This is a genomic window from Flavobacterium sinopsychrotolerans (assembly GCF_900110375.1).
GTDB lineage: Bacteria > Bacteroidota > Bacteroidia > Flavobacteriales > Flavobacteriaceae > Flavobacterium > Flavobacterium sinopsychrotolerans.
Genome location: NZ_FODN01000005.1, coordinates 17011 through 39784 on the forward strand (window position 1 = coordinate 17011; position 22774 = coordinate 39784).

Genomic DNA, 22774 nt, shown 5'->3' on the forward strand with positions numbered 1-22774 from the left:
TTTTAAAAATTAAAAACTACCGAAACTCCTTTGCTTAATGCTGATTCTAAAGTCATTTTACCATTTAAAAAAGCAATTCTGCTTTCTATATTTTTCATTCCTAATCCTTTTTTATTTTTGTCGGATTTCATTTCAAAACCAATTCCGTTATCTGAATAATAACAGTTTTTGATTCCGTTTTTCTCTTCAAAAAGGACTGCAATAACGGTTGCTTTTCCGTGCCGAAGCGAATTATTCATCAGTTCTTGCAAAATTCTAAAAACATGTAAATGTTTATCAATGTCTCTGATATCAAATGTAGTTTTGTTTTCATAATTTACTTTTACTGCTTTGGAACTGCTAAATTCCAAACATAATTCCTCGACTCCTGCATGAAGTCCAAATTTTTCTAAAACAGGAGGTAACAAACCGTGTGCAATTTTTCTTGAATTATCTAAAGCTTTCCCGGTAAGATTGATAATGTTTGCAGTAATTTCATGAATCTCGTTTTGAGATAAATTAGGTGTGGTCAACAAATGCGAGTTCAGCGAAACAATATTCAGTTTAGAACTGATGTCATCATGCAAATCTTGTGCAATACGCTTGCGTTCCTCTTCCTGAGTAATAATTACGGCACTTAAAAGTTCTTTTTGATACTGAATTTCTAAATCCTTTTTTTCTAATTCCTTTTGAATAATTTTCTTTCTTGAAAAATAAAAAAACAATATCAAAACCAATCCCATTAGAAGGAAAGCGATAAAACTATACACTATGATTTCAATTATTTCACTTTCCTGCAGCGTATTGACTTTCATAAAATTGTTTTAAATTCTCTTTTTTTAGAAAAACTTTTTTTCCATTCTACCAATATGAAAATCTGATACAAAACATACAATATACTATTCAAAATCCACGTAATTTTATTCATTTTTGGACTTAAAACAATTGTCAGATTCCCCACCAAAAACAAAATTGTACTACCGAACAAATAGAACAAAATGCCCATATTTATGAAATAGAACTCTTTTTTTTCATTTAACATATTGTAAAAATGAAAAGTGGCATACAGAATCAATAATATGGAAGTAATGAATATTTCGAAAAGATTAAATTTTAAAAACAAAGAAAAGTCATTCACATATTGTACTGCTAACGACAACAAGACTATGATTAGACAAACTTTCACTATTTTTTTTTGCAATTCTCCTTTTAAAATATTTATGTAAAAAAGACTCAGAAGTATAAACTGGCCGATAAAATAAAAATGCGAGAGATATAAGTTATTAATATTGAATTTCTTCAAGGTCATTGAAGTAATTTGGACTAAAAAAATTACACCAAGATACCATGTAAAAATTGAGAATGCTTTCCCGTAATTTCGGGCGCTTTTAATAAATAGAATTAGGTTAAGGAATAAAATTAAGTAACCAATATTTGCAAATAAACTCCACATGTCAATTAGGAATTTAAAGGACTTTCAGGATCACTCGCCGGCGGGCAAGGCTCTGTAAAATCGTATATATTATCTTCACCTCCTGCTGAATTTCCCAAAGTGCCAGAAATCATATCTACATAAATACCTGTTATAGGATCATATTTCGTACCTACAATCATTAATTTTTCAACTCCATTATCATCAACCCCTATATAGGCTCTTGCGGCATCAATTCCCTCTGCTAATACTTCAAGTAAATCAGCTTTAGGGATTAGAAATGCATTCAAATTATGGTGCTTATTATAATGACCTTCTTTTTTAGCCCAACGTTTAGCCCATCTTTGTGCTTCTTTGAGCGGAATAGTGTTTGCTTTTTTTGATTTTGATTCATTGTTTGCTGTAGTGGTTTTTTCAGACATAGTTTTTAGATTTTGGATGTTGATCTTTCAATAGTAGATTTATAATCTGAATGCTAAACTACTCTTTTTTTAAGATTTTTAACAAAAAAAGCATGCTTAAAATATAAAACCAACAAAGGTATTAGTAGCGAAAACAGCACTAATCACTTCTAAAACAACAGTTAATCGATTATTCAAAACACTTAATCGATGAATTAAAAATTTCATTTATTTTTAATTTAAATTAACACTTTTTTAGAATAAATAATTGTCCTCAAGTTTATCAACTTAGATGTTTAAATAATTTTAACTCTAACAATATTTTTTGGTTGCGCAACTAAATTGATTTTAAATATTAAGAATATTAAAATTTATGTCCTTAAATAAATGGTCTAAACACCTTCAAAAATACCTTTTCCTGCTCAAAGATGATTTTTTTGAATTGCCTTATTTATCCAATTCCCCGGAAGTCATGTTTAATAGTGTAATAAAAACGCCAATAGCAAAGCATAAGCCCTTAGAACAAGCAATTTACACTAACAATCCTTTTTGCAAAGGCATCATGCATTATCGCCAAATCGAAGATGGTTTTTGGCTCTTAGCCACCGATATAGAAATTAAACAAAATATAATTGCAAAAGCAATTTATACTGAAGATGAAGTTACTGATTATTATTTTTTATCGTTTTCAGCTTTTGAATATGAGTTTCCTATAAAAGACTCTTTAAATAATAATGTAACACTATTAAGTGTTTGCTGGACATTTTACAAACCAAGAACAGAAGTAGCTACTTATTTTTATAAAAATACAAAAGGCAAATTTTACAACCTTATTTTTAACAAAAAATGGGCAGATAACAATCTTTTTTTTAAAGACTTAAATAATAAAGAAAGTATTTATAAACTTCTGAACAATGATTTAGGGTTTTACACCTGGCTTGATATTGCTCCCAAAGCCAGTACGTTAGCAAAACAAATTTCGAAAATTTTGGAAAACGAAAATTCAGGGGTATTTAACACTGTTGATTTAAAAAAACATAGCTTAGATTTAATCACGGACTTCGTTAATAATGCCTTTAACGACAATCGCATGAAAAATGATGTTTCATTAAGTAATTTAGATTATTACAAAATTGCGAAAGCTGAAAAAATGATTCTGCATAATTTAAATGTCCCTTTTGTGGGTATTGAGCATATTGCCACTGAAGTGAACATGTCTCCAACAAAATTAAAATCTAATTTCAAAACAGTATTTGGACTATCGTTATTACAATATCATAAAGAGAAAAATATGCGTTTGGCGTTACAGCTCATTCAAAAAACTAATGACCAAGTAAAAGTAATTATTACTTTGACAGGTTATAATAGCAATAGTAAATTTTCAAGTGCCTTTAAAAAACGATTCGGTTTCCTTCCCTCTGAAACAGAAAAAAAAATAACTTAACCGTTTTATAATTCTAAATATTAATAGTTAGCAGTTTCACAATAATTTAATGCTAATTTTTGAGTTTTATATTCTCTTATCAAGGGATTATTAGAATTCAATCGAAGTAAATCCAAAAATTAAAAACGGATCATCCAAAAAAGTTCCTATTATTTTTAAATAAAAAAACGGATGCCTTTTTGTGGCATCCGCTTTCAATTCCAGAAAAAAAATTATTTTCTTTTCATTACTCTTTCTACAGCTTCAACAATCGCTTGATTGTTCAATTTGTATTTATCCATTAATTGTTCTGGTGTTCCAGATTCTCCAAAACTGTCATTAACCGCTACAAACTCTTGTGGAGCTGGGCTGTTTAATGCTAATACTCGGGAAACACTTTCGCCAAGACCACCAAGAATATTGTGTTCTTCAGCAGTAACAATACATTTTGTTTTTGCCAATGATTTCAAAATCGCTTCTTCATCCAATGGTTTGATCGTATGAATATTGATTACCTCAGCAGAAATCCCTTGTGCTTCTAATGCTTCCGCAGCAATTAAAGCCTCCCAAACTAAATGTCCGGTAGCTATAATAGTTACATCAGAACCTTCAGTTAAAACAATTGCTTTTCCTATTTCGAAAGGCTCGTCTGCTGGCATAAAGTTAGGTACAACTGGACGACCAAAACGCAAATAAACAGGACCATGATGATCTGCAATTGCTAATGTAGCCGCTTTAGTCTGGTTGTAATCACAGGTGTTGATTACAGTCATTCCCGGTAACATTTTCATCAACCCAATATCTTCAAGGATTTGGTGCGTTGCACCGTCTTCACCTAAAGTTAATCCAGCGTGTGAAGCACAAATTTTTACATTTTTCTCAGAATATGCAACGGATTGACGAATTTGATCGTACACTCTTCCTGTAGAAAAGTTAGCGAAAGTTCCAGTAAAAGGAATTTTTCCTCCAACGGTTAAACCTGCTGCAATTCCGATCATGTTGGCTTCCGCAATTCCAATTTGGAAAAAACGCTCCGGATGGTTTTTCTTAAAATCATCAAATTTTAAAGAACCTATTAAATCCGCACAAAGTGCCACAACATTTTCATTTTTTTGACCTAATTCAGTCATGCCCGCTCCAAAACCCGAACGCGTATCTTTACTTCCTGTATTTGTATATTTTTTCATTTTCTAATTTAGATTTTAGCAGTATTCTACTGAACACTAATTACTGAATTCTGAATACTTTTTAATAATCGCTTTCTCCTTCAGTATAGTTTTGGCCTAAAGCAATTTCAAGTTGCGTATCATTAGGCGCTTTACCGTGCCAAGCATGACTATACATCATAAAATCTACTCCATTACCCATTTCAGTATGTAACAATACACAAACTGGTTTTCCTTTTCCAGTTCTTGATTTAGCATCATTCATACCAGCAATGATAGCTTCGATATCGTTACCTTTTTCAATTTCTAAAACATCCCAATCAAAAGCTTCAAATTTAGCGCGGATACTTCCCATGGCTAAAACCTCATCGGTAGAACCGTCAATTTGTTTTCCGTTTAAATCGATTGTAGCAATAAGATTGTCCACTTTTTTTGCAGAAGCATACATGATGGCTTCCCAGTTTTGACCTTCTTGCAATTCTCCATCGCCGTGAAGCGTATAGATAATATGGTTGTCCCCATTCAATTTTTTAGCTTGAGCAGCACCAATTCCTACTGATAATCCTTGTCCAAGAGAACCAGACGCAATACGCACTCCCGGTAAACCGTCATGTGTAGTTGGATGTCCTTGCAATCTTGAATTGATCAAACGGAAAGTAGCCAGTTCCGAAACCGGAAAATAACCGCTTCTTGCTAAAACGCTGTAGAATACAGGTGAAATATGCCCGTTTGAAAGGAAGAAAAGATCTTCTCCAATACCGTCCATATCAAAACCTTCTTTACGCTCCATTATATTTTGGTATAAGGCTACAAGAAATTCAGTACAACCAAGAGAACCACCTGGGTGACCTGAGTTGACTGCGTGTACCATTCGAAGAATATCTCTTCTGACTTGGATTGTTAAATCGTTTAATTGTTGTGTGTTCGGTTTCATTTGTGTGTTAAAATTAGACTGCACAAAGATAATCAGATATTTTGATTTATGAATGGTTCCATTTTTAGATTTATCAATAGTTATTAAGGATTGTCTTTTATTAGCAATAATAAATTTTTACATGAATTATCGAGTATTTAGTATCTTGCAGCCATGTTTCAACAATTATTCAAAAGCATTCAGGAAAAAGTACTACTGACCCAAGAAGAAATGGAGTTGTGTAAAACTTTTTTTATTCCTAAAAAGTTGCATAAAAAACAAACCCTGTTGCAAGAAGGAGACATTTGTATCTACAATGCATTTGTTGAAAAAGGAATCCTCCGCTCTTTTTCCATGGATGAAAAAGGAAACGAACACATTGTACAATTTGCGATTGAAGGCTGGTGGATTACAGATTTATCCAGTTTTCTGACCAACAGCAACTCTATTTATACCATTGAAGCGCTTGAGGATTCTGAATTGCTTTTGCTGACTACTGAAGCCAGAGAAGCTTTGATGGATAAAGTCCCCATGTTTGAAAGATACCAACGCTTGCTTTTGCAAAATGCCTACATCGCAAATCAAGCCAGAATAAATTCGGCCTTAACAGAAACCGCCGAAGAAAAATACACCAATTTAGGAATTGCTTATCCCGGAATTGTAAAACGAGTTCCTCAACACATGATCGCTTCTTACCTTGGACTGAAACCGGAAACATTGAGTCGGGTTCGCAAACAAATTAACAATAGGAGTTCATTTTAATTGACATAGATCAATAGAATTTCTTGTTTTATATCAACGGAAACTTTACCAGTACAGCCCTAAATTTGCCAAGTAAATAAAAGTCGATGTCAAATAAAAGAACATTTGCAGTACTTGGTGTTTCAGAAACCAACAGTATTTTTTTAGCGAAGCAAATTGCCAAAACCAATTCCGTTTTACTGTTTGATCATGATGCTGTTGTACTGAATACAGTTTATTCCCAAATACTTTCAGAACATCCAAACGCAAACGCGGAGATGATGATTTGTCCAACCAATGCCAGTTGGGAAGCTGACGTTATTATACTTTCAAATCCTGCGGCAACTGATGTCAATCTGATTGAAAAAATTAGAAATGTGGCTACAGGCAAGATTGTAATTTTCTTGGAAAACAAAAAGAACACGATTAATTTCGAAAGTACTCTTGAAAAATTACAGCTTTTGGTTCCTTTTTCTAAAGTTATTCAGAGTTTTGAATCAGCGGATAATTCTAACGATTCCGTTCTTTTGAAAGGAAATGATAAAGAAGCCTTAAAAACTATTTTGACACTATTTACAAGTATTGGTTTGAAAGCCAATATCATATAAACTAACACTAATTAAAAAAATCAAATGAGTAAATCAATTTTATTTCAACCCTATACATTAGGAAGCAGTACTTTAAAAAACCGAATGGTGATGGCACCAATGACGCGAAGCCGTTCTAATAATGAAGGTAATGTTCCTACAACACTTACTGCCGAATATTATGCGCAAAGAGCAACAGCAGGTTTAATTGTCTCTGAGGGAACTTTTGTGAGTACAAAAGCAGTTGGTTTTATCAATGTACCTGGAATTTACAGTGGAGCACAAACCGAAGGTTGGAAACTAGTTACCAAAGCAGTACACGAAAAAGGAGGAACTATATTCGCACAATTGTGGCACACGGGACGATTGTCGCATCCGGATTTGCATAATGGCGAATTGCCACACGCACCTTCATCTTTAAATCCTTTTGCAAAAGCGTACACGAATGACGGTTTTGTAGATACAGTTGTTCCAAAAGAAATGACGATTGAAGACATCAAACAAACCGTTTTAGATTTTAAAAACGGAGCTAAAAATGCAATTGCTGCAGGTTTTGACGGAGTCGAATTGCACGCAGCCAACGGGTATTTGTTGCAACAGTTTTTTAATGGGTATTCCAATCATCGTTCGGATGAATACGGTGGTTCTATTGAAAACAAATCCCGGATCTTATTTGATATTCTAGATGCTTTAGAAGGAGTTATTGATTATGCTAAAGTTGGTGTTCGATTGAATCCTTCATTGCACAATGCGCAGGGAATGATGCTGGATGAAGAGACAATTCCAACCTATGAGTACATTATCAATAAACTGAATGATTACGGATTGGCTTATATCCATTTAACGGAGCCTTTTACTGATGTAACTGAGGTGCCTTTTGCGGTTACTGAAGTAGCTAAACATTTCAGACCATTTTACAAAGGAACTTTAATCATCAATAAAGGTTTTAATAAAGAAACGGGTATCAAAGTTATTGAAGACGGTTACGCTGACCTTGTTGCTTATGGAGTTCCCTTTATTGCAAATCCGGATTTAGTGGCTCGTTATGAAACTGATGCACCATTAAACACGCCAGATCAAACTACTTTTTATACTGATACTGTAAAAGGATACACTGATTATCCGGCAATGGCTGAATAATTTAAATCTTTTGTTAGATATAAAAAATAGTACTTCTTCAATGAAGTTTGGTTATAATTCACAAGAAAGCCCGCATTTTGCGGGCTTCTACTTTTTACAAAAAAATCACTATTTTTTATGCTCCAATAAAAGAGAGACGCTACGTATTCGTTATTGCGTCAGCTTTGTGAGCTTGATTGTTGATGTGTGACATTGCAATACCAGTTAGTGCGGCATCTGTTTTTTTCTCTTCATCAAGACTCATCGCCAGCAAGTTTGCCGCTTTGTTTTCTCCTAATGTTTTTGCATAAGCATGCAACGTACCATAAGTGGCAATTTCATAATGTTTTACTTTTTGGTCTGCGGCAATGATTCCGGCATCACGGACTACGCCAAGATCCGTTTGTTTGATAAGACTATTTGTTTCTTTCAATATACCACCCATTGCTTCGCATTTTTTAGCTGTGGCTTCAACACCTGTGACTTCAAATATTTTTTCCAGACGCGATACATGCTCTTGGGTTTCATTTAATTGGTTTTTCAAAGAATTAACTAATTCTGGCGATGAAGCATTTTTCATCATTCTGGGTAAGGTTTTAGTTAAAACTTTTTCCGCCCAGTAAATATCTTTTAGCCCAACTTCAAATAAATCTCGTAATCCATGTGCAGCATTCATTTCTCCTCGTACGGCACCTTTAATACTTTCATTTTTACTAATTGCGGTTCTCATAACAGTAGTTTTTAAGATTAATTTTTCATGAGAAATATGCACTTTCACAGCATCTCATGTGAACTGATTACTTAACTTTTAAGTTTAATAAAATTAAACATATTAAAACACAACTAACTGTTAATTAACAAATTATAAATAAGAATTGTATTATTTACACTTTTAAAACGTATTCTTCAACGTCCAATTTTATTTTTTAGACTGCTCCATCCTCCACCATTATAGACTTTAGTATACCCATTTGATTTCAAAATACTTTTTGCCGAAGCACTTCGCATTCCTGAGGCGCAACACGTAATAATAGGTTGGTTTTTATCTTTCAATTTGAACAGATTATTGCGTAGCGTATCCACGGGAATATTAATGGAATCCTTAATATGTCCTGCTAAATATTCTGCTTTGCTACGCACATCTATCACAATTGCCCCGTTTTGTACTAATTCCGGATAGTTCACTTTAGCACTAAGTCCGAATAATTTTTTGAGTCTGTTTAACATTTTATTCTATTTGAGATTGATAATAATTCACATCCAGCCACGAACCGCCATTGTAAGATTCAATTCCATGTGCAGTTAGAAACACTTGTGCCTGTCCACTCCTGTTTCCAGAGGCACAACACAGTACCAATGGTGCTTTAAGTTCCTGTATTTCCTGCATTCTATGTGGTATTTCATTCAACGGAATATTAATGGAGCCCGCAACATGACCGCCCATAAATTCATCATAAGAACGCACATCGACAATGGCTCCTAGTTTTTCTTTAATTATTTTAGCTACTTCCATAGTTTTATTTTTAAGATTAATAAGTTTTGTATTCCTACTCCAGTGTTACAAAATTACAATTACACGGTCGATTTCTAGTACTAATTATCACTTAACAAAAATTATATTTGGCATTAATACTCTAAAAACTCCATCGGCCTCTAATGTAAATCTCCGTTATTAAATTCTGGTACGTATTATTATGTTCCGCAAAAAAGGACTGTGCTGTGAAATCCAAATCAAAATTGGTCGCCACATTCCAAGCATAAACAGGAACTAAAATCATCGTATTTTTTTCGGGGGAATAAATAATCGAAAAGTTGAACGATTTAATTGGAGAAATAGTTTTCATAACTGTTGCATAAAAATTATAGCGAAAGGGAAACAGCAATTTTGCTGATAAATTTGAGTTATGAAAACTTTCGCTGGCTGCAAAAATATTCGTAGGATTGCTATTGTATAAACCGGCAATCGAGACATACCAATCGTTCCCAAACGTTTGATCCGCCATTATGGAAAAACTAACCGTTTTGGATGTCTCCAAAGTGTTTCGTTTTGGAATAAAATAACTCAATTCCCCTTTAAAACCAGCTTGTTTAATGTTCCCCGCCCAACCTCCGCCAACAACATAATCAGATTGGTAGATACCTCCCAAGAACTGAAAATCATAGTTCCATTTATTGAATTTATATAAAAAAGCAGCAGTATGTTCGTCCATATATTTCCCCGGTTTGTAGGCAAATTCTAAAACGGAACTGTTGTTCAAATTGCGCTGAATCCGTATCGCATCATTGCCCGGTCGTTCTTCATAATCAAAATCCAGAAAATTATAAGCATTGAAAATATCATTGGGATTCCAGATGTTGTTAATTCCCCAGTTAATGCGTTGCCTTCCTATTTTAATATCCCATTTTTCATCTGCATATTGAACTAGCATGCGATCAATGACAGAATGCGCCACGAATGATTTTTCGTCTATCCATAAATGAGAAAGGTTTAATAAACCATTGTATTCGTTAATGGTTTTTCCAAAGTTTGGAATCAGTTTGACTTGCTCGCCATAAAAAATACGATTCCTGATTTCTAGTCTTCCGCTAATTTTAGGTGAAATAATGAACTTAAAATTCAAACGGTTGTGAATCAGATTCATGGATGCATTCGAATCAATTTTTTGAATAAAATAAGTGCTTTGCATATCTTTGATATAACCGTTCAGTTCTATCCAACGTGTTTTTGTACTATCCTTTTGCGCAATAACTGTAGTGCAAATGAAGTATAAAATCGAGGTCAATATGAAGCTATAAAGTTTCACAAAAGTTTATTTATTTCTATTTTTTCATGAACAATGGTAGTTGGAGCTGTATCAGACACCATTTTTCCGTCTTCGAGTGTGATGACTCTTCGCGCTCTGTTGATGACTCTCTGGTCGTGTGTCGAAAAAACAAAAGTCATATTTTCTTCCTCATTGAGTTTGAGCATCATGTCCAATAAATTTTCTGCTGATACAGAATCGAGATTTGCCGTAGGTTCATCTGCTAAAATAAATTGTGGTTTTGGTGCCAATGCTCTCGCCACGGCCACACGTTGCTGTTGTCCTCCGGATAATTCTCTTGGACGTTTATTGATTTTGTCTTCTAAACCAATTTGTTTCAGTAATTCCAAAACCCGTTGCTCAGTTTCTTGCTTGGGACGCTTTTGCAAAAGCATAATAAACTCGATATTTTCTTTGGCGGTAAGCACCGGAATCAAATTATAGGATTGAAATACAAAACCAATATTGTTCAATCTAAAGTCAATCAGTTTGTTGCCTCTGAGTTCCGTGATATTGGTTCCGTTAATCTCGACAAAACCTTCTGAAGGAATGTCTAAACCGCCAATCATGTTAAGTAAAGTGGTTTTTCCCGAACCCGAAGGACCTTTGATGGCTGTGAATTCTCCCCGTGAAATATGAAGATGGACTTTGTTTAGGGCATACACCGGAATAGTATTTTCATCGTATATTTTCGATAAATTATGCGCATCTATAACTGTTTCTTTCATGGTCTTATTTTTTTAAAGATTCTGCCGGATTCAATTTCAAAACTCTTCTTGCCGGAAATAAAGCCGAAAATAAGGCCGTAATAAAAACCAACAACATGATAATCCCGAACTGCCTTGCCGTCAAGCTGGGATAGATTATGGAACTGTAACCAAAACTGGAATAGGCTTCAGAGAAATTACTAAAGTCAATTCCTGTTCGTTGCGTTATACCAATAGAAACAAAGGCTAGTAAAATCCCAACTGGACAACCTGCAATTATCAGAAACAGCGTTTCCAAGAGAATCATCATGAATATTTTAAATTTATTCATCCCTAAAGCCAGTAACATCCCTATTTCTCGTGTTCGCTCTAATACGGACATCATCATTGTGTTGACAATTCCAAACGCCAGCGCCAGAAGAATAATTCCCATGAAAATAAATACCATTTGGTCTCCCACGGAAATTGTCAGCCCAAGTTCCGGTGAAATTTCCATCCAGTTTTTTATTTCTGTTTTTGGAAATTTGTGTTTCAGTTTTTTTTGAATTTCTTCCAATTCTGTATTGGATTTCAGTAAAATGGCAATTTCATTAATGGCATTTGGAATCCCCGCGAGCGAATCTATATCCGTTATTTTTACAAAAACATTACTTTCGTCGTAAGGCCCATTTACGGTTTTGTAAATAGCGGTAATCCGGAAAGCTCCTGATGCCAGATTGCCTTCGGTATCCTGAAAAGTCAGGATGGTTTTCTTGTTGAGGTTCAGTTTTAATTTTTTGCAGAGCTTTTCACTCAAGATGATTTCGTTTGTTTTTTGGGGATTGAAATAGTTTCCCTTGATGATTTTTTCGTTCAGATTAGTGAGTATTTGCTCAGCTTCAGGCTTAATTCCGTTTATCGTTATGCCACTGCTTCCGGAGGCCGAAGCAATCATTCCTTTTAGGATTATACGACCTGCTATCGCTTTTATTTTGCTGTCTTTTCTAATAGTTTCCACTATTTTTCTGCCTTCGGATAAATGATATTTTATGTCATATTCTTTTCTGAATTCGGGATGGTGTACTTGAATATGAGAAAGTTCGTCTGTAATTGCAGAATTGATTCGTTGTTCAATCATGCCGTTGTAAAAAGCCATCATAAAAATTCCAGCCCATAAACCAATGCTTACCGCCGCGATAATGATGAGACTTCGTTTCCTGCTTCTCCAAATATTTCTGCTGGCGATTTTTGTCAACATGATTTTTTCTTTAATATGAATTGTATCATTGTTTTTTTGAATTGAATCCCACTTTTCGGATATTAAAAAATCAGTGTGAATTAATGGTATTCTTGGCTCACTTTTTTTCGAAATAGAAAGTACATCACTTTTTCATTGCATTCACAGGATCCAAACCGTGAATATGCCAAAGCGGATATACGCCAATCAGTACTGCCATTGCCAAGACAATGAGCGATTGGGTTATAAAAATATTCTGGTCAACGTTAGTGGGAAAGAGTGCTTCAAAACCAAATTGTTCATACGCTTTTGCTAATTCTCCCCCAAAACGGATTGGCTTTTCCTTTAAATAAAGTACTAATGGCAGACTCAACAAGATGCCTAACAGGACTCCAAAAAAAGTAATCAGTACTGTTTCACCAAATAGTATCAGTTGCAATTTGGATTTTTTCATGCCGATAGCGATCAGCATTCCAAACTCATATTTGCGCTCAGCCGTCATCATTAAAACCGTTCCAAAAAGTCCGAAGCCAATGATGAGGTATAAAATTCCTGAAAAAATGTAAAACGAAAAACCATCGGCTTTGATATGGTTCGCAACATCAGGTATCAGTTCCTGCCAAGGCATTACTTCATATTGTTGTCCAATAATGGCTTTTATGTTTTGAGCGATAGCATCCGTATTTTCAGGGTCATCAATCCCCAATGAAACAGAAGTAAGTCTGTTTTCAGCACTCAAAAAAGACTGGGTTGCAGTCAAAGGCAAATACACAAAAGCTGCATTCATTTCTGGAGAGGCCAAATGGATAATTCCTTTTATTTTATATTTTCCGGCAGCCATAACGCCATGAAAACCCTGACCAAAAAGCACAATCGTATCACTAAAACTAACCTCCAGCCGTTTAGCCAAACCTTCCGCAATAAGAACTGTTGCCTCATTGTTTTCGAAATAACTTCCTTTGATTAGTTTGCTTTTTAATTGAGTGAGTTTGTTTTCTCTTACGGCATCAGTTCCCACGAGCAGGCATCCTTTGGTTGTATTTCCTTTGGAAGCCAAAACAAAAGTTTCTAATCGGGGAACGATTGCTGTTATTTGATGGTTTTGTTGCAGTTGATCATTTAATTCTTTTTTTAGCTCAAAGCTATTGTCCAGAATTTGTTCGTCCCAATAGCCTTTTTGGTGAATTTGAACATAACCGGAATAGTATCCTACCACATTTTTAATCAAATTATTGAAAACCCCATCCTGAAATGATTTCATCAAAACGGCAAATAAAACGGCAAACGCTATGGAAGCCATCGTAATTAGCGTGCGTCGGCTGTTTCTCCAAAGGTTTCTCCAAATTAATTTCAGAATCATTTTACTTTGGTTATGTTTTGGGTATTGAAGAATGAATCATCCAGTGGCGTATCAAAAACAAGTGAATTATAAAGTAATACTGTTTTATTGCCTTTTTTGTTAGCAGGAACCATTTCCATTCTTGCGGGTAATAAGCGACCTCCCAACATTTTGATATCGGTGCAATGCATCGTGTTAATGAGTACTCCATCTTCGTCATAGTACTCAACATGCAGCATCATGAAATCTTTTTTGTCAATCGCCATAATGACTTTTCCCCAAACTACTGCCGCTTTGGGTTTGGGCAGCAGTTGGATTTTATAACAAGTTCTTGCGTCAATAGTTACTTCTGCTAGAAACGAATGGTTGTAATCTTCCAGAATAGAAGCTTCCTTGACCAAATCATCATTAGTAAAATCCGTCCCCATCCAACTCTGGCTCATCATCGAAGGCGGCATTTTGATGTTTCTTTCTATGGAAGGAATCCAGTTCCAAACTTCTTTTTTTCGCTTTAAGTAGACTACGCCTTTTTCTTTGGCTGGAGCCAAAACCAAAATCAAGGTCAAATCATTGCCTTTTGTCCATCCTTTCACACTCATTTCCCGAGTCCATCCTGGCCGAATTGTTTGAATCGTGATGGTAGCCGCAGAGGTTTTTCCTTTTGCTTTTTCGTCCGCTTTTTTCACAACGTCTTTTGCCTCTTGCGCAAAAGCAAAAGGGATAATCAATAAATGAAAAAAAAATAGGAAGAATATCTTTTTCATACCTTCGATTTTAATAATTAGGTTGATTTAGCCCAATCGTGAAAATATGCAGGTTTCGATAAATAAAGATAAAAGGGGCGGTAATGGATATTAGGACAATTCACTTTTCGAAACAACGTCCTTTTTGAAATACAATAACTCAAAACAAACTCACCATAACGGAATAAATCATAACTACCTCAAAGATAATGAAATATCAGTCCAAAAATGTGGATAAAAAACATATTTTGATTAAAACTATCCGTTTTTTATAGCATAAAGCTGTTTCGCTCTTTCTAAATTTATGGGCTGGTTCAAAGGAATTTCTAAAAAATATTCCAGTTGCCATTTTTGGGTTTTTTGTGCCTGTTTGCTCACTGTCAAATCCCAAGGTGGATACACACGTATTGCTCGTTTTCCTTCTTTTACGATGGTACTGATAATTCCTTGTTGGCAAAGTACTGATTTTGGAAAAATAAATTGACCAAATTGATTACCACTTTTAGTATTTATAATAAAAAAATCAATCTCGTCTGAAACAGCATAAGGTTCGATTGGCCCTTTTCCTATTCTCTTCCAAAAAGTGACAAACTGCCCAATCTTTGTAGGAGTAATTTTGGCAACACGAAAGAGTGTTTTAATTTTATCAAGATCAAATTTACAAGCGCCATATTCGGCACTTTCTTTTTCTATTTCGAGATTTTGAAATTCAAAACCACATTTGTCAAATACAAGCTCTTTAGTCTCAATTAGGTTTTCGGGAATCATTTGAATTGTTGTAAATAAGGATTTATCAGGTTGATTACATACATGCATTTTTAACCTTAATTTCCAGTAAATATATACGATTAAACTGATATAAAAATTATTTCAAAAAAATACACATTGATTGTTTTATGAAAAGTTCAGATTTATTTTGAATAAGCAAGATCATATCACCAAAACATCAATTATAATTTATTGGTTTTAGATAATAAAAATAGGTACAATAAGAACTCCAATGACTATTTATTTAAAGATTTAAGTAGCTTTCCTCTATAATTTACTGTAAATTAGCATATGCTTTAATAAAAGTAACGTACTGAATCAGTGCTATTAATTGCAGCTAACAAGGTGTTTTTAAAAGAAAAAAGAAATAATCCTTCGCGGCATGCTTTTTGAACATTTAATAATATAAGTATTAATAAAATAAATATATAATAATGTCAGACAAAAGTAAAAAACAATTTGGAGTTTGGATGGATTCACATCATGCAACTATCGTAGGTAGAGAAAATGTAGATTCAGGTGATTTCGTAGTATTAGGGCACGAAAAAGAAGAAGGTCAAGGTGGAAATTCAAGTGAAAATGCAGCAAATAATGCTGAAAGAGATTCACTTCACAAGTTATTCAAAAACATCACTGCTCACATGCAAAATGTTGATGAATTGCACGTAACCGGACCTGGTGTTGCTCAAGAGCAATTTATTAAATATTTGAAAGAGACTCCACAATATAAAAATGTAGAGACTAAAGATAGTACTTCTAATAAAATGAGTGATGAAAGTTTAATTGAATATGTGGCTTCACAATTCAACTAATCTTTTCTGAAATAAAATGTTGATAGGCTGTCCGGAAGGGCAGCCTATTTTGTTTGGTACAATATAATTTTGAAATTTAAATAAAAAATGCATGGGACTTCCGTCCTCAATTTTTTATTTTGCCCTCCACGAATGCCAGGCTCCAGTTGACCATAATGCTACTAGAATGAGGACTGGTTGAAATGGAAGTCTGAGCCATCTGGCAAGTTCTGTATTGAGTCCGAAAGCGTTTCTATGTTCGACCAGCTGCGCAATATTTCCCGGAAAGACAAGGACAAAAAAAGCAGCTACAATCCATCCAACCTGGATGCGATACTTAAACAACAGAATTAGGGATAAACCCAAAGCAATTTCGACTACACCAGACAGCAGAACCACTAAATCGGCGTTTACTGGAATCCAGGGTGGTACTTGTGCTAAAAATTCTGTTCGACTCCAAGTAAGATGACTAATTCCAGCAGTGGTAAGGAATAATCCTAATATATACCGACTTATGTTTTGAACTACACTTGTTTTTTCGAGATTTTGGGTATTCGTAGTGTTCATTTGTATTTAATTTTTTTTTATAAAAATAAAGGTAGAAAAGATGCTCTAATTATTTGATAGAGAAAAATTTTAGTAACATTAGTAAAAGAAAATTTAGAAGTAAATATAGTTGTATTAAAGGATATGAAAAACGTTTTACTCAAGAAAACTACCTTTTAAAGCTAAATTAACTTTCGTGATTTTTTAAAATCTTATATTCGTAAAAAAATGAATATGCGTTTATCTTTCTTCATAATCGTCTTACTGAATGCTTTTCTTTTGGTCAACTGCGGTTCAAAAAAAAATACTGATATTTCGTACCTCAATTCTACCGAAAAAAATACGGCAAAACCGCCACAATTGAATGTTTTTGTTCCCCGAAAATCAAGTGTGACGCCGGCTCCCGTTATAATTTTTGTTCACGGAGGCAATTGGAACAGCGGTCGGAAAGGGACGTATGATTTGTTGGGCAGAAATTTTGCAAGCAAAGGAGTGATTACAGTTATCCCGGATTATACATTGAGTCCTAAGGCTTCTTACGATGATATGACACGGCAAATTGTGTCCGTAATTCAATGGACAAAAAAGAATATCAGCCAGTACAATGGTAATCCCAATTCGATTTTTATCACGGGTCATTCGGCAGGCGGTCATCTTGGTGCTTTGGCAGTCATGAATCCGAAATATGGAATTGATTCTGGGACTATTGCCGGAATAATCCTGAATGATGCGGCAGGATTGGATATGAAAAATTATTTAGAAGGAAATCTGCCAACTGAAAAAGATGATTATTTGGCAACTTGGACATCAAATCCGGAGCAATGGAAAGATGCTTCGCCCATTTATTTTTTAAATAAAAACACACCACCTTTTTTAATTTATGTTGGAGACAAAACATATAATTCCATTAAAATTGCCAATAGCCGTTTTGTAACTGCTTTGCAACCTTTCCAACCCGATGTGACACCAATACGGTTGAATAAAAAGCACGTCCCAATGGTGCTTCAGTATTTTTCGCCTTGGAGCAATCGCTTTTATGAGATTATTGCTTTTATGGAATTGAACAATAAGAAAAAACCTTAACCATACTGATAGGATCAGCATGATTAAGGTTTTGATATTTAAATCCGAAGAATAAGAAGAATTGGTTTATGCTTTTCTTTTCAAAACAGCATCCATTGAATATTTACCACTTCCCAATAAAAACAGCGCGCAATAGGATAGTAAATACAATAATGCAGATTCCATTGTTCCTAAATCATCATTGATATGGACAATAAATACCGCCACCGCCATGGTTACAATAAGCGGAATCAAAGCCAGTCGGGTCCATAATCCAAGTACTAGTAATGCGGAGCATAAAACTTCGGCAAAAACGGTCAAAGCTAATGATGCCGGAACACCAATGCCTATTGGATCACCAAATTCCATGTTGCCATCCATTAACTTCATCAGTTTTGGTATACCATGACTCAACATCAATAAACCAAATGTTAATCGTAAAATAAGCGAAGCCCAATCTGTTGCATTAGCGGACCATGAACTTGAGGAAAATAATTTTCGAATCATATTTTTTAAGTTTTTAAATCGTGTTCAGACAAACATAAGATTTTTTCACAAGAATTTGCTATATGAAATACCGTATTTTAGCGAAAGTTACATCTGGTTATGGATTTTATTCTTTTGTTTTAAATGGAGTGTTTCAATACCAATTACGGTTAGAATTCCAAGAAAGTAGGCAAGCAAATCCATCCAGGCAAATGAATTCCCGAGCACAACTCTTGCAATCTTAGAATGTTTTAGTCCCAGTTTTTCCACCATATTGAAATACTGTGCGATTTCGATACCGAATGAAAAAATCAATACAAGACTTGCAGCTACCAAAACCGAAACTTTTGCAAAGGATTTCACAAAACAATAGAGTAAAATAACCACTAAAAAATCTCCGAAATAAGGTCTTATAAAGTCATCATGAACGTACATGGCAATGGCAACTTCTGTCAGAAAAAGTAAAATTGTAAGTATAAAATAGTTGCGGTTGAATTGAAACATTTTGGTGGTGAAATTATTTAGGATTTTACTTTTTATAACATTCGTTTTTGTTGCTCACTAATTTGTATTGTTTTTTCAAGTCTGGCTATTCTGGTTTTTTCCTGTTTTGCCGTCATAATCCAATGTGTCATCACTTTTTTGTAGGAAGGTGCTTGTGCATTAAAAAAGTCCCATGCTGGCGGATTCATTTTAAATTGACTTTCATAATTTGGGTCAAGAATAGCAGGTTCTTTTTCGTGAGAATAAATTCGGGATTTGCTTTCTTTGCGTAAATCAAATGCTTTTTGTCCTTCGGGAGTCATTAGTCCGGCTTTACTGAGTTCCTCCATTTTCTGGATGTTGATGGCGCTCCAAATACTGTTGCTTCTTCGTGGCGTAAAACGTATGCTGTAACTTTCAGCATCAATCGATTTTCGTACGCCGTCAATCCAGCCAAAGCATAGCGCTTGATCCACGGATTGCGACCAAGTCATGGATGGTATATCGCTACTCACTTTGTAGAAACCTACTAGTAGTTCGGTTTCTTTTTTGTGGTGCTTTTCTAACCATGTTCTAAATTGGGCTTGTGTTGCAAAAAAGGTTGGTGCCATTTCAAAATGAAGTTTGTTAAATACCGCAGAAAAATACAAAAAAAAGAGGTCACTAAATCCTCTTATAATTCTATCTTCTAATTTATCGAAAACTCCACAGCACCTGCCAATGAACGGTTCTCGCGAAAAAATGGAACAGGCTGTTCAACCGGAGTTTCTATTTGGGTTTCATATATTCTAGTGCTTCAGGTCCTTCATTCATTGCATAAATAAATCCTCCAATTACTGTTAAAATCATAAGTAAAACAAATCCTAAAATCATTAATCCTATTGTTAATCCAACCCGACCAATTACACTTTTCAAGGGCTTGTCTGAATATAATTCTTTAAAAAACCAAGTTAAAATGAAAAGAATAGACAACATTGATAAACTTGTCAAAGAAGCAAAAAAATCAATATTACTTTTAAATAAAAACATCAGAGGATAGACTAAGAATATATTGAACAGGGTATAAAAGCAAAGTACATAGGAATTCATGACTATGTGTTCATAATAGTTATGTCCCCATTTGCTAAAAGCCAATTTTGTAAAAAAAGCAAAAAAAGGAATTAATAAAAGCATTATAATGGAATTATAACTTGATGTTATAGCCATATAATCATTCATAAATTCGGAATTTATATGTTGCTTTGCATAATAACTGCTCATAATTTCTTTAAGTCCAATTATTTTGAATGATATGAATGCAGAAATACCACTCAAAACAAAAGCCAATAAAATGGGCTTGTAATGATTTACCCTTTTACCGTCAATAAATTCTTTTGCTGTTTTTCCCGGATTTTTAATGATGTTTTTTACTGAATAGAGAAATCCTTTATTAGTGTGTAAAAAAGTGTATTGAATTTCGTCCCAAATATATTTTTTGTCAATTTTTTTATATTTTTTTTGTCCACAATTTCCACAGAAGTTTTCGTTAGTAATTTGATTGCAATTTTGGCAGTTTAGTTCCATATATTTTCAAAAAAATTAAAGATTTCTTGATTTAATTTCTTTATTCATTAAACTTAAGTTTATGAGTAAAGGAATAAAAGTTATTGACATTGTGAAAACAGGAATAAGTGTTGCAATAGGAACGTTTTTGAATCCTTTAGCAGTTAAAAGATAAATTAAAATAGTCGTAGCTAATACGAAAACAATTCCCAAGCCAATTGAAGCGCCTTTTAGCAAACCTCTCTTTTTTAGCAATTTTTCATTTGTCAATTCTTCGTAAATATTTTTCTTCATATGATTTCTTGTTTTTTCTAAAATTTATATTTTTTTTGCAGATTTGGGGTTCAAATGTCTTTTTATTTTTTCAGTTTACAATAACTAAAAAACTGACTATAATAATTTCATTAAAATTTGGACAATCTTATACTGCTTGTTTAGTTTAAATTTCGATATTTCCTTCATTATTTCTTTTTCGAGTAATTTACTATTCCCTGAATTTTTAATTAACAAATAGCCTATTATTAAAGGAAAGAATGTAAAAAATCCAAAACCGTTTTTCACATAACTATAAAAGAATATACCAATTGTTATTCCTATAATAAAAGAGAAAATTATTTTATTACTTTTTATTTTTTTATATTCTAAAATTAAATTTTCATCGCTAAATTCTGATAAATTTTCAGGTTTCATTTCGTGTTTTTTTATGGTTTATGGTTGTCTTTATTTTAAGTCTATTTTTCAAGTAATCAATCTTAAATAAACTCCAAATAATTATACGAATAAAATTCATTGATCTTGTCAAATGTTTTTTTTCATTGATGTAATAACTAAATGCATTAAATAAAATTGGCATCACAATAGACACAATGAGAAGTGCTAATACAAATTCATTGTAGATTTTACATCTTTTTCTGTTTTATTTACGTATAATTTTTCTAACATTTTTTTACTTTTAGGTTTTAATTTTACGCGTTAAAGTTCATGTAAAATATCTGTTACCGTCAGTTCATCTAAAAACCTCTAAACGAACTCTATTTTGTTAATCAGTGCGTAAATATATATGATTTAAACTACAATTAAAATTCTTTATTAAAAAACGGATTGTTTGTTCATGAAATAAAATAAGACCCAAATAGTATAACAAACAGGTAGATAGCGCATTATAATTATAGTAATAGAATAAGCATCGATGGTTGTTGTAGCTTTATACTTTGTAGCGGTTTTTTGTTGTTTTTGTTATTTGCTCACCGTTGTGGGCACAGTTTGCAGAATTGGGCTAACGATTTTGGTATTTCAGTGCAGTCGGGGTCAGTTTTTTATTGGATTGCTTTAATAAATTTTTTCATTTCGTCCATTTTACCTACTGTAATCCTCGTCCATTTACCTTGCTCTTCATATATTCTTCCGCCTTCAATATTATTATCTTCTAATTGCTTGAAATAGTCCTTGTTGTATTTTGCAAGTGAAAAATAGATGAAATTTGTATTAGAAAAAATGCACTCGCAATTTAACTTTTTGAGTTCGCTGATAGTATATTGTCTTACATTTTCATTTAGCAAGTAGCAATTTGAAACAAATTTGTCATCTTTCAACGAAGCTATAGCAGCAAGTTTTGATAATACACTAACACTATTATTTGTATTGGATTGAAAATTTGCCAAATTATCAATTATTGTTTTGTTCGCAATTGCATACCCAATCCGTGCTCCAGCCAAACCATACATTTTGGAAAATGTTTTGGCGATAATAATATTTTTGTGGTCATTTACGAGATTGCTAAGGGATTGCTGTTTAGTAAAGTCCAAATACGCCTCATCAATCAATACAATTGTATTTTGTGAAATCTTGGTTACAAATTCTACTAATGCTTCTCTTTCACAAATTGTTCCTGTTGGGTTGTTTGGATTACAGATATAAACAAGTTTTGTATCTTGGTTTACAGCTGCCAACATAGCTTGCAAATTAATTTTCTTATAGGTTGTAAGCGGTACTTTATTTTTCGTTAAACCTAAATTATCTAATGTAACTGTCCAATAATCATAGCTTGGGTCTGCGATTACATAATTTGCGTTGCCAGTCACCTTCGGTTCGTGTCCTTTGTCTAGTGATACAAATTTCGCAACCAAATCTAAAATTTCAGTTGAACCAGCTCCCAACAATATGTTTTCGTCTTTAACACTATTTCGTATTGCAAGGTCAGCAATCAGTTGTGTCGCAACATCCCAATTATATCGGTTACTAATATTCGCATTGTCTACAAATGCTTTCCTTGCTAATGGAGATGGACCATAGGGGTTTTCATTTGAGCGTAAAAAAATTAAGTTAGCATCATTTTCAAAACTATTAATTAAATTTTCTGATACAAGAGGAGAAGCAAATGAATTGAAGTGTGTAAGTCCAATACCAGCTACTCCAATTCCAATTTTTTTCAGCCAAAGTCTTCGGTTCGTTTCCATACTATCTTTTTCTTTAACAAGTCTTTAAAAAAAATAGTTTGTTACAACCGCGGAGTGTTAAAATTACGTC

Annotated in this window: 27 protein-coding genes; 6 read left to right on the top strand and 21 right to left on the bottom strand. The window is 33.7% G+C overall.

Features of this window, described 5'->3' with window-relative positions; translation table 11 throughout:
- Positions 1–2: 2 nt before the first annotated feature.
- Positions 3–794 (bottom strand): sensor histidine kinase, encoded by a 792-nt coding sequence (locus BMX64_RS09950; protein WP_091171234.1) that lies wholly within the window; start codon positions 792–794, stop codon positions 3–5.
- A 643-nt stretch (positions 795–1437) separates the two neighbouring features.
- Positions 1438–1833 (bottom strand): hypothetical protein, encoded by a 396-nt coding sequence (locus BMX64_RS09960; protein WP_091171241.1) that lies wholly within the window; start codon positions 1831–1833, stop codon positions 1438–1440.
- Between the two features lie 352 nt (positions 1834–2185).
- Between BMX64_RS09960 and BMX64_RS09965 the strand changes: the two genes are divergently transcribed.
- On the top strand, positions 2186–3256 hold the full coding sequence (locus BMX64_RS09965) for a helix-turn-helix transcriptional regulator (protein ID WP_091171245.1): 1071 nt from the start codon (positions 2186–2188) through the stop codon (positions 3254–3256).
- 212 nt (positions 3257–3468) lie between these two features.
- On the opposite strand, the gene BMX64_RS09970 is transcribed toward BMX64_RS09965, so the two are convergent.
- Both BMX64_RS09970 and BMX64_RS09975 read right to left on the bottom strand, forming a co-directional pair.
- The gene (locus tag BMX64_RS09970; protein ID WP_091171249.1) at positions 3469–4422 is read right to left on the bottom strand and encodes a transketolase family protein; all 954 of its coding nucleotides are present in this window, start codon (positions 4420–4422) and stop codon (positions 3469–3471) included.
- Between the two features lie 61 nt (positions 4423–4483).
- A complete protein-coding gene (locus tag BMX64_RS09975) occupies positions 4484–5335 on the bottom strand; it encodes a transketolase (RefSeq protein ID WP_091171253.1) in 852 nt (283 codons plus the stop codon).
- A 153-nt stretch (positions 5336–5488) separates the two neighbouring features.
- Between BMX64_RS09975 and BMX64_RS09980 the strand changes: the two genes are divergently transcribed.
- The 3 genes from BMX64_RS09980 (at position 5489) to BMX64_RS09990 (ending at position 7782) form a co-directional block, all read left to right on the top strand.
- A complete protein-coding gene (locus tag BMX64_RS09980; RefSeq protein ID WP_091171257.1) occupies positions 5489–6076 on the top strand; it encodes a Crp/Fnr family transcriptional regulator in 588 nt (195 codons plus the stop codon).
- Positions 6077–6162: 86 nt separating this feature from the next.
- On the top strand, positions 6163–6663 hold the full coding sequence (locus BMX64_RS09985) for an NAD(P)-binding domain-containing protein (protein WP_091171263.1): 501 nt from the start codon (positions 6163–6165) through the stop codon (positions 6661–6663).
- A 24-nt stretch (positions 6664–6687) separates the two neighbouring features.
- The gene (locus BMX64_RS09990; protein ID WP_091171266.1) at positions 6688–7782 is read left to right on the top strand and encodes an alkene reductase; all 1095 of its coding nucleotides are present in this window, start codon (positions 6688–6690) and stop codon (positions 7780–7782) included.
- Between the two features lie 139 nt (positions 7783–7921).
- Here BMX64_RS09990 and BMX64_RS09995 read toward each other — a convergent pair whose 3' ends face one another.
- From BMX64_RS09995 to BMX64_RS10035, 9 genes are all read right to left on the bottom strand, one after another.
- The gene (locus BMX64_RS09995) at positions 7922–8491 is read right to left on the bottom strand and encodes a YciE/YciF ferroxidase family protein (protein WP_091171270.1); all 570 of its coding nucleotides are present in this window, start codon (positions 8489–8491) and stop codon (positions 7922–7924) included.
- 176 nt (positions 8492–8667) lie between these two features.
- Positions 8668–8988, bottom strand: coding sequence for a rhodanese-like domain-containing protein (locus BMX64_RS10000; protein WP_091171273.1), 321 nt, complete (start codon positions 8986–8988; stop codon positions 8668–8670).
- 1 nt (position 8989) lies between these two features.
- Complete coding sequence (locus BMX64_RS10005) at positions 8990–9274, bottom strand: rhodanese-like domain-containing protein (protein ID WP_091171275.1); 285 nt, start codon at positions 9272–9274, stop codon at positions 8990–8992.
- 121 nt (positions 9275–9395) lie between these two features.
- Positions 9396–10565: a hypothetical protein gene (locus BMX64_RS10010; RefSeq protein ID WP_143056077.1), complete on the bottom strand. Its 1170-nt coding sequence runs from the start codon at positions 10563–10565 to the stop codon at positions 9396–9398.
- The gene (locus tag BMX64_RS10015) at positions 10562–11293 is read right to left on the bottom strand and encodes an ABC transporter ATP-binding protein (protein ID WP_091171284.1); all 732 of its coding nucleotides are present in this window, start codon (positions 11291–11293) and stop codon (positions 10562–10564) included. The genes BMX64_RS10010 and BMX64_RS10015 overlap by 4 nt, the downstream gene beginning before the upstream one ends.
- A gap of 4 nt (positions 11294–11297) precedes the next feature.
- Entirely contained in the window at positions 11298–12509 is a 1212-nt protein-coding gene (locus BMX64_RS10020) for an ABC transporter permease (protein ID WP_091171289.1), read from the bottom strand.
- Positions 12510–12633: 124 nt separating this feature from the next.
- Positions 12634–13848 carry an ABC transporter permease gene (locus tag BMX64_RS10025; RefSeq protein WP_091171293.1) on the bottom strand — a complete coding sequence of 405 codons (1215 nt, stop codon included), beginning with the start codon at positions 13846–13848 and terminating at the stop codon, positions 12634–12636.
- Positions 13845–14591 (bottom strand): outer membrane lipoprotein-sorting protein, encoded by a 747-nt coding sequence (locus BMX64_RS10030; RefSeq protein WP_091171298.1) that lies wholly within the window; start codon positions 14589–14591, stop codon positions 13845–13847. Before BMX64_RS10030 ends, BMX64_RS10025 begins: the two co-directional genes overlap by 4 nt.
- Positions 14592–14828: 237 nt before the next feature.
- Complete coding sequence (locus tag BMX64_RS10035; protein WP_091171301.1) at positions 14829–15386, bottom strand: MepB family protein; 558 nt, start codon at positions 15384–15386, stop codon at positions 14829–14831.
- A 386-nt stretch (positions 15387–15772) separates the two neighbouring features.
- Here BMX64_RS10035 and BMX64_RS10040 point away from each other — a divergent pair, with 386 nt between their 5' ends.
- Positions 15773–16150, top strand: coding sequence for a hypothetical protein (locus tag BMX64_RS10040; RefSeq protein WP_091171307.1), 378 nt, complete (start codon positions 15773–15775; stop codon positions 16148–16150).
- 114 nt (positions 16151–16264) lie between these two features.
- Here BMX64_RS10040 and BMX64_RS10045 read toward each other — a convergent pair whose 3' ends face one another.
- Positions 16265–16696, bottom strand: coding sequence for a DoxX family protein (locus tag BMX64_RS10045; RefSeq protein WP_091171311.1), 432 nt, complete (start codon positions 16694–16696; stop codon positions 16265–16267).
- A 213-nt stretch (positions 16697–16909) separates the two neighbouring features.
- On the opposite strand from BMX64_RS10045, the gene BMX64_RS10050 reads away from it, so the two are divergent.
- Positions 16910–17758 carry an alpha/beta hydrolase gene (locus BMX64_RS10050; protein ID WP_091171801.1) on the top strand — a complete coding sequence of 283 codons (849 nt, stop codon included), beginning with the start codon at positions 16910–16912 and terminating at the stop codon, positions 17756–17758.
- A gap of 66 nt (positions 17759–17824) precedes the next feature.
- Here BMX64_RS10050 and BMX64_RS10055 read toward each other — a convergent pair whose 3' ends face one another.
- The 7 genes from BMX64_RS10055 to BMX64_RS10085 form a co-directional block, all read right to left on the bottom strand.
- The gene (locus tag BMX64_RS10055) at positions 17825–18244 is read right to left on the bottom strand and encodes a DoxX family protein (protein ID WP_091171314.1); all 420 of its coding nucleotides are present in this window, start codon (positions 18242–18244) and stop codon (positions 17825–17827) included.
- A gap of 87 nt (positions 18245–18331) precedes the next feature.
- A complete protein-coding gene (locus BMX64_RS10060; RefSeq protein ID WP_091171318.1) occupies positions 18332–18727 on the bottom strand; it encodes a ribosomal maturation YjgA family protein in 396 nt (131 codons plus the stop codon).
- Between the two features lie 32 nt (positions 18728–18759).
- Positions 18760–19317, bottom strand: a complete 558-nt coding sequence (locus BMX64_RS10065) for a YdeI/OmpD-associated family protein (protein WP_091171322.1) — start codon at positions 19315–19317, stop codon at positions 18760–18762.
- A gap of 157 nt (positions 19318–19474) precedes the next feature.
- Positions 19475–20269, bottom strand: a complete 795-nt coding sequence (locus tag BMX64_RS10070) for a DUF3667 domain-containing protein (RefSeq protein WP_091171325.1) — start codon at positions 20267–20269, stop codon at positions 19475–19477.
- Positions 20270–20284: 15 nt separating this feature from the next.
- A complete protein-coding gene (locus tag BMX64_RS10075; protein ID WP_091171329.1) occupies positions 20285–20542 on the bottom strand; it encodes a hypothetical protein in 258 nt (85 codons plus the stop codon).
- Between the two features lie 96 nt (positions 20543–20638).
- Entirely contained in the window at positions 20639–20938 is a 300-nt protein-coding gene (locus BMX64_RS10080) for a hypothetical protein (protein ID WP_091171333.1), read from the bottom strand.
- Positions 20939–21564: 626 nt separating this feature from the next.
- On the bottom strand, positions 21565–22704 hold the full coding sequence (locus tag BMX64_RS10085; RefSeq protein ID WP_091171336.1) for a pyridoxal phosphate-dependent aminotransferase: 1140 nt from the start codon (positions 22702–22704) through the stop codon (positions 21565–21567).
- Positions 22705–22774: the final 70 nt, after the last annotated feature.

What these genes read in the sequence shown, in the direction of transcription:
- BMX64_RS10045 (WP_091171311.1), bottom strand. Translation starts at nt 16,696, where the DNA reads ATGAACACTACGAATACCCAAAATCTCGAAAAAACAAGTGTAGTTCAA.
- BMX64_RS09965 (WP_091171245.1), top strand. Translation starts at nt 2,186, where the DNA reads ATGTCCTTAAATAAATGGTCTAAACACCTTCAAAAATACCTTTTCCTG.
- BMX64_RS10015 (WP_091171284.1), bottom strand. Translation starts at nt 11,293, where the DNA reads ATGAAAGAAACAGTTATAGATGCGCATAATTTATCGAAAATATACGAT.
- BMX64_RS10035 (WP_091171301.1), bottom strand. Translation starts at nt 15,386, where the DNA reads ATGCATGTATGTAATCAACCTGATAAATCCTTATTTACAACAATTCAA.
- BMX64_RS10065 (WP_091171322.1), bottom strand. Translation starts at nt 19,317, where the DNA reads ATGGCACCAACCTTTTTTGCAACACAAGCCCAATTTAGAACATGGTTA.
- BMX64_RS09970 (WP_091171249.1), bottom strand. Translation starts at nt 4,422, where the DNA reads ATGAAAAAATATACAAATACAGGAAGTAAAGATACGCGTTCGGGTTTT.
- BMX64_RS10000 (WP_091171273.1), bottom strand. Translation starts at nt 8,988, where the DNA reads ATGTTAAACAGACTCAAAAAATTATTCGGACTTAGTGCTAAAGTGAAC.
- BMX64_RS09985 (WP_091171263.1), top strand. Translation starts at nt 6,163, where the DNA reads ATGTCAAATAAAAGAACATTTGCAGTACTTGGTGTTTCAGAAACCAAC.
- BMX64_RS10075 (WP_091171329.1), bottom strand. Translation starts at nt 20,542, where the DNA reads ATGAAGAAAAATATTTACGAAGAATTGACAAATGAAAAATTGCTAAAA.
- BMX64_RS10080 (WP_091171333.1), bottom strand. Translation starts at nt 20,938, where the DNA reads ATGAAACCTGAAAATTTATCAGAATTTAGCGATGAAAATTTAATTTTA.
- BMX64_RS10020 (WP_091171289.1), bottom strand. Translation starts at nt 12,509, where the DNA reads ATGTTGACAAAAATCGCCAGCAGAAATATTTGGAGAAGCAGGAAACGA.
- BMX64_RS09950 (WP_091171234.1), bottom strand. Translation starts at nt 794, where the DNA reads ATGAAAGTCAATACGCTGCAGGAAAGTGAAATAATTGAAATCATAGTG.
- BMX64_RS10030 (WP_091171298.1), bottom strand. Translation starts at nt 14,591, where the DNA reads ATGAAAAAGATATTCTTCCTATTTTTTTTTCATTTATTGATTATCCCT.
- BMX64_RS09980 (WP_091171257.1), top strand. Translation starts at nt 5,489, where the DNA reads ATGTTTCAACAATTATTCAAAAGCATTCAGGAAAAAGTACTACTGACC.
- BMX64_RS09960 (WP_091171241.1), bottom strand. Translation starts at nt 1,833, where the DNA reads ATGTCTGAAAAAACCACTACAGCAAACAATGAATCAAAATCAAAAAAA.
- BMX64_RS10060 (WP_091171318.1), bottom strand. Translation starts at nt 18,727, where the DNA reads ATGTTTCAATTCAACCGCAACTATTTTATACTTACAATTTTACTTTTT.
- BMX64_RS10085 (WP_091171336.1), bottom strand. Translation starts at nt 22,704, where the DNA reads ATGGAAACGAACCGAAGACTTTGGCTGAAAAAAATTGGAATTGGAGTA.
- BMX64_RS10040 (WP_091171307.1), top strand. Translation starts at nt 15,773, where the DNA reads ATGTCAGACAAAAGTAAAAAACAATTTGGAGTTTGGATGGATTCACAT.
- BMX64_RS09995 (WP_091171270.1), bottom strand. Translation starts at nt 8,491, where the DNA reads ATGAGAACCGCAATTAGTAAAAATGAAAGTATTAAAGGTGCCGTACGA.
- BMX64_RS10050 (WP_091171801.1), top strand. Translation starts at nt 16,910, where the DNA reads ATGCGTTTATCTTTCTTCATAATCGTCTTACTGAATGCTTTTCTTTTG.
- BMX64_RS10055 (WP_091171314.1), bottom strand. Translation starts at nt 18,244, where the DNA reads ATGATTCGAAAATTATTTTCCTCAAGTTCATGGTCCGCTAATGCAACA.
- BMX64_RS10025 (WP_091171293.1), bottom strand. Translation starts at nt 13,848, where the DNA reads ATGATTCTGAAATTAATTTGGAGAAACCTTTGGAGAAACAGCCGACGC.
- BMX64_RS09975 (WP_091171253.1), bottom strand. Translation starts at nt 5,335, where the DNA reads ATGAAACCGAACACACAACAATTAAACGATTTAACAATCCAAGTCAGA.
- BMX64_RS10005 (WP_091171275.1), bottom strand. Translation starts at nt 9,274, where the DNA reads ATGGAAGTAGCTAAAATAATTAAAGAAAAACTAGGAGCCATTGTCGAT.
- BMX64_RS09990 (WP_091171266.1), top strand. Translation starts at nt 6,688, where the DNA reads ATGAGTAAATCAATTTTATTTCAACCCTATACATTAGGAAGCAGTACT.
- BMX64_RS10070 (WP_091171325.1), bottom strand. Translation starts at nt 20,269, where the DNA reads ATGGAACTAAACTGCCAAAATTGCAATCAAATTACTAACGAAAACTTC.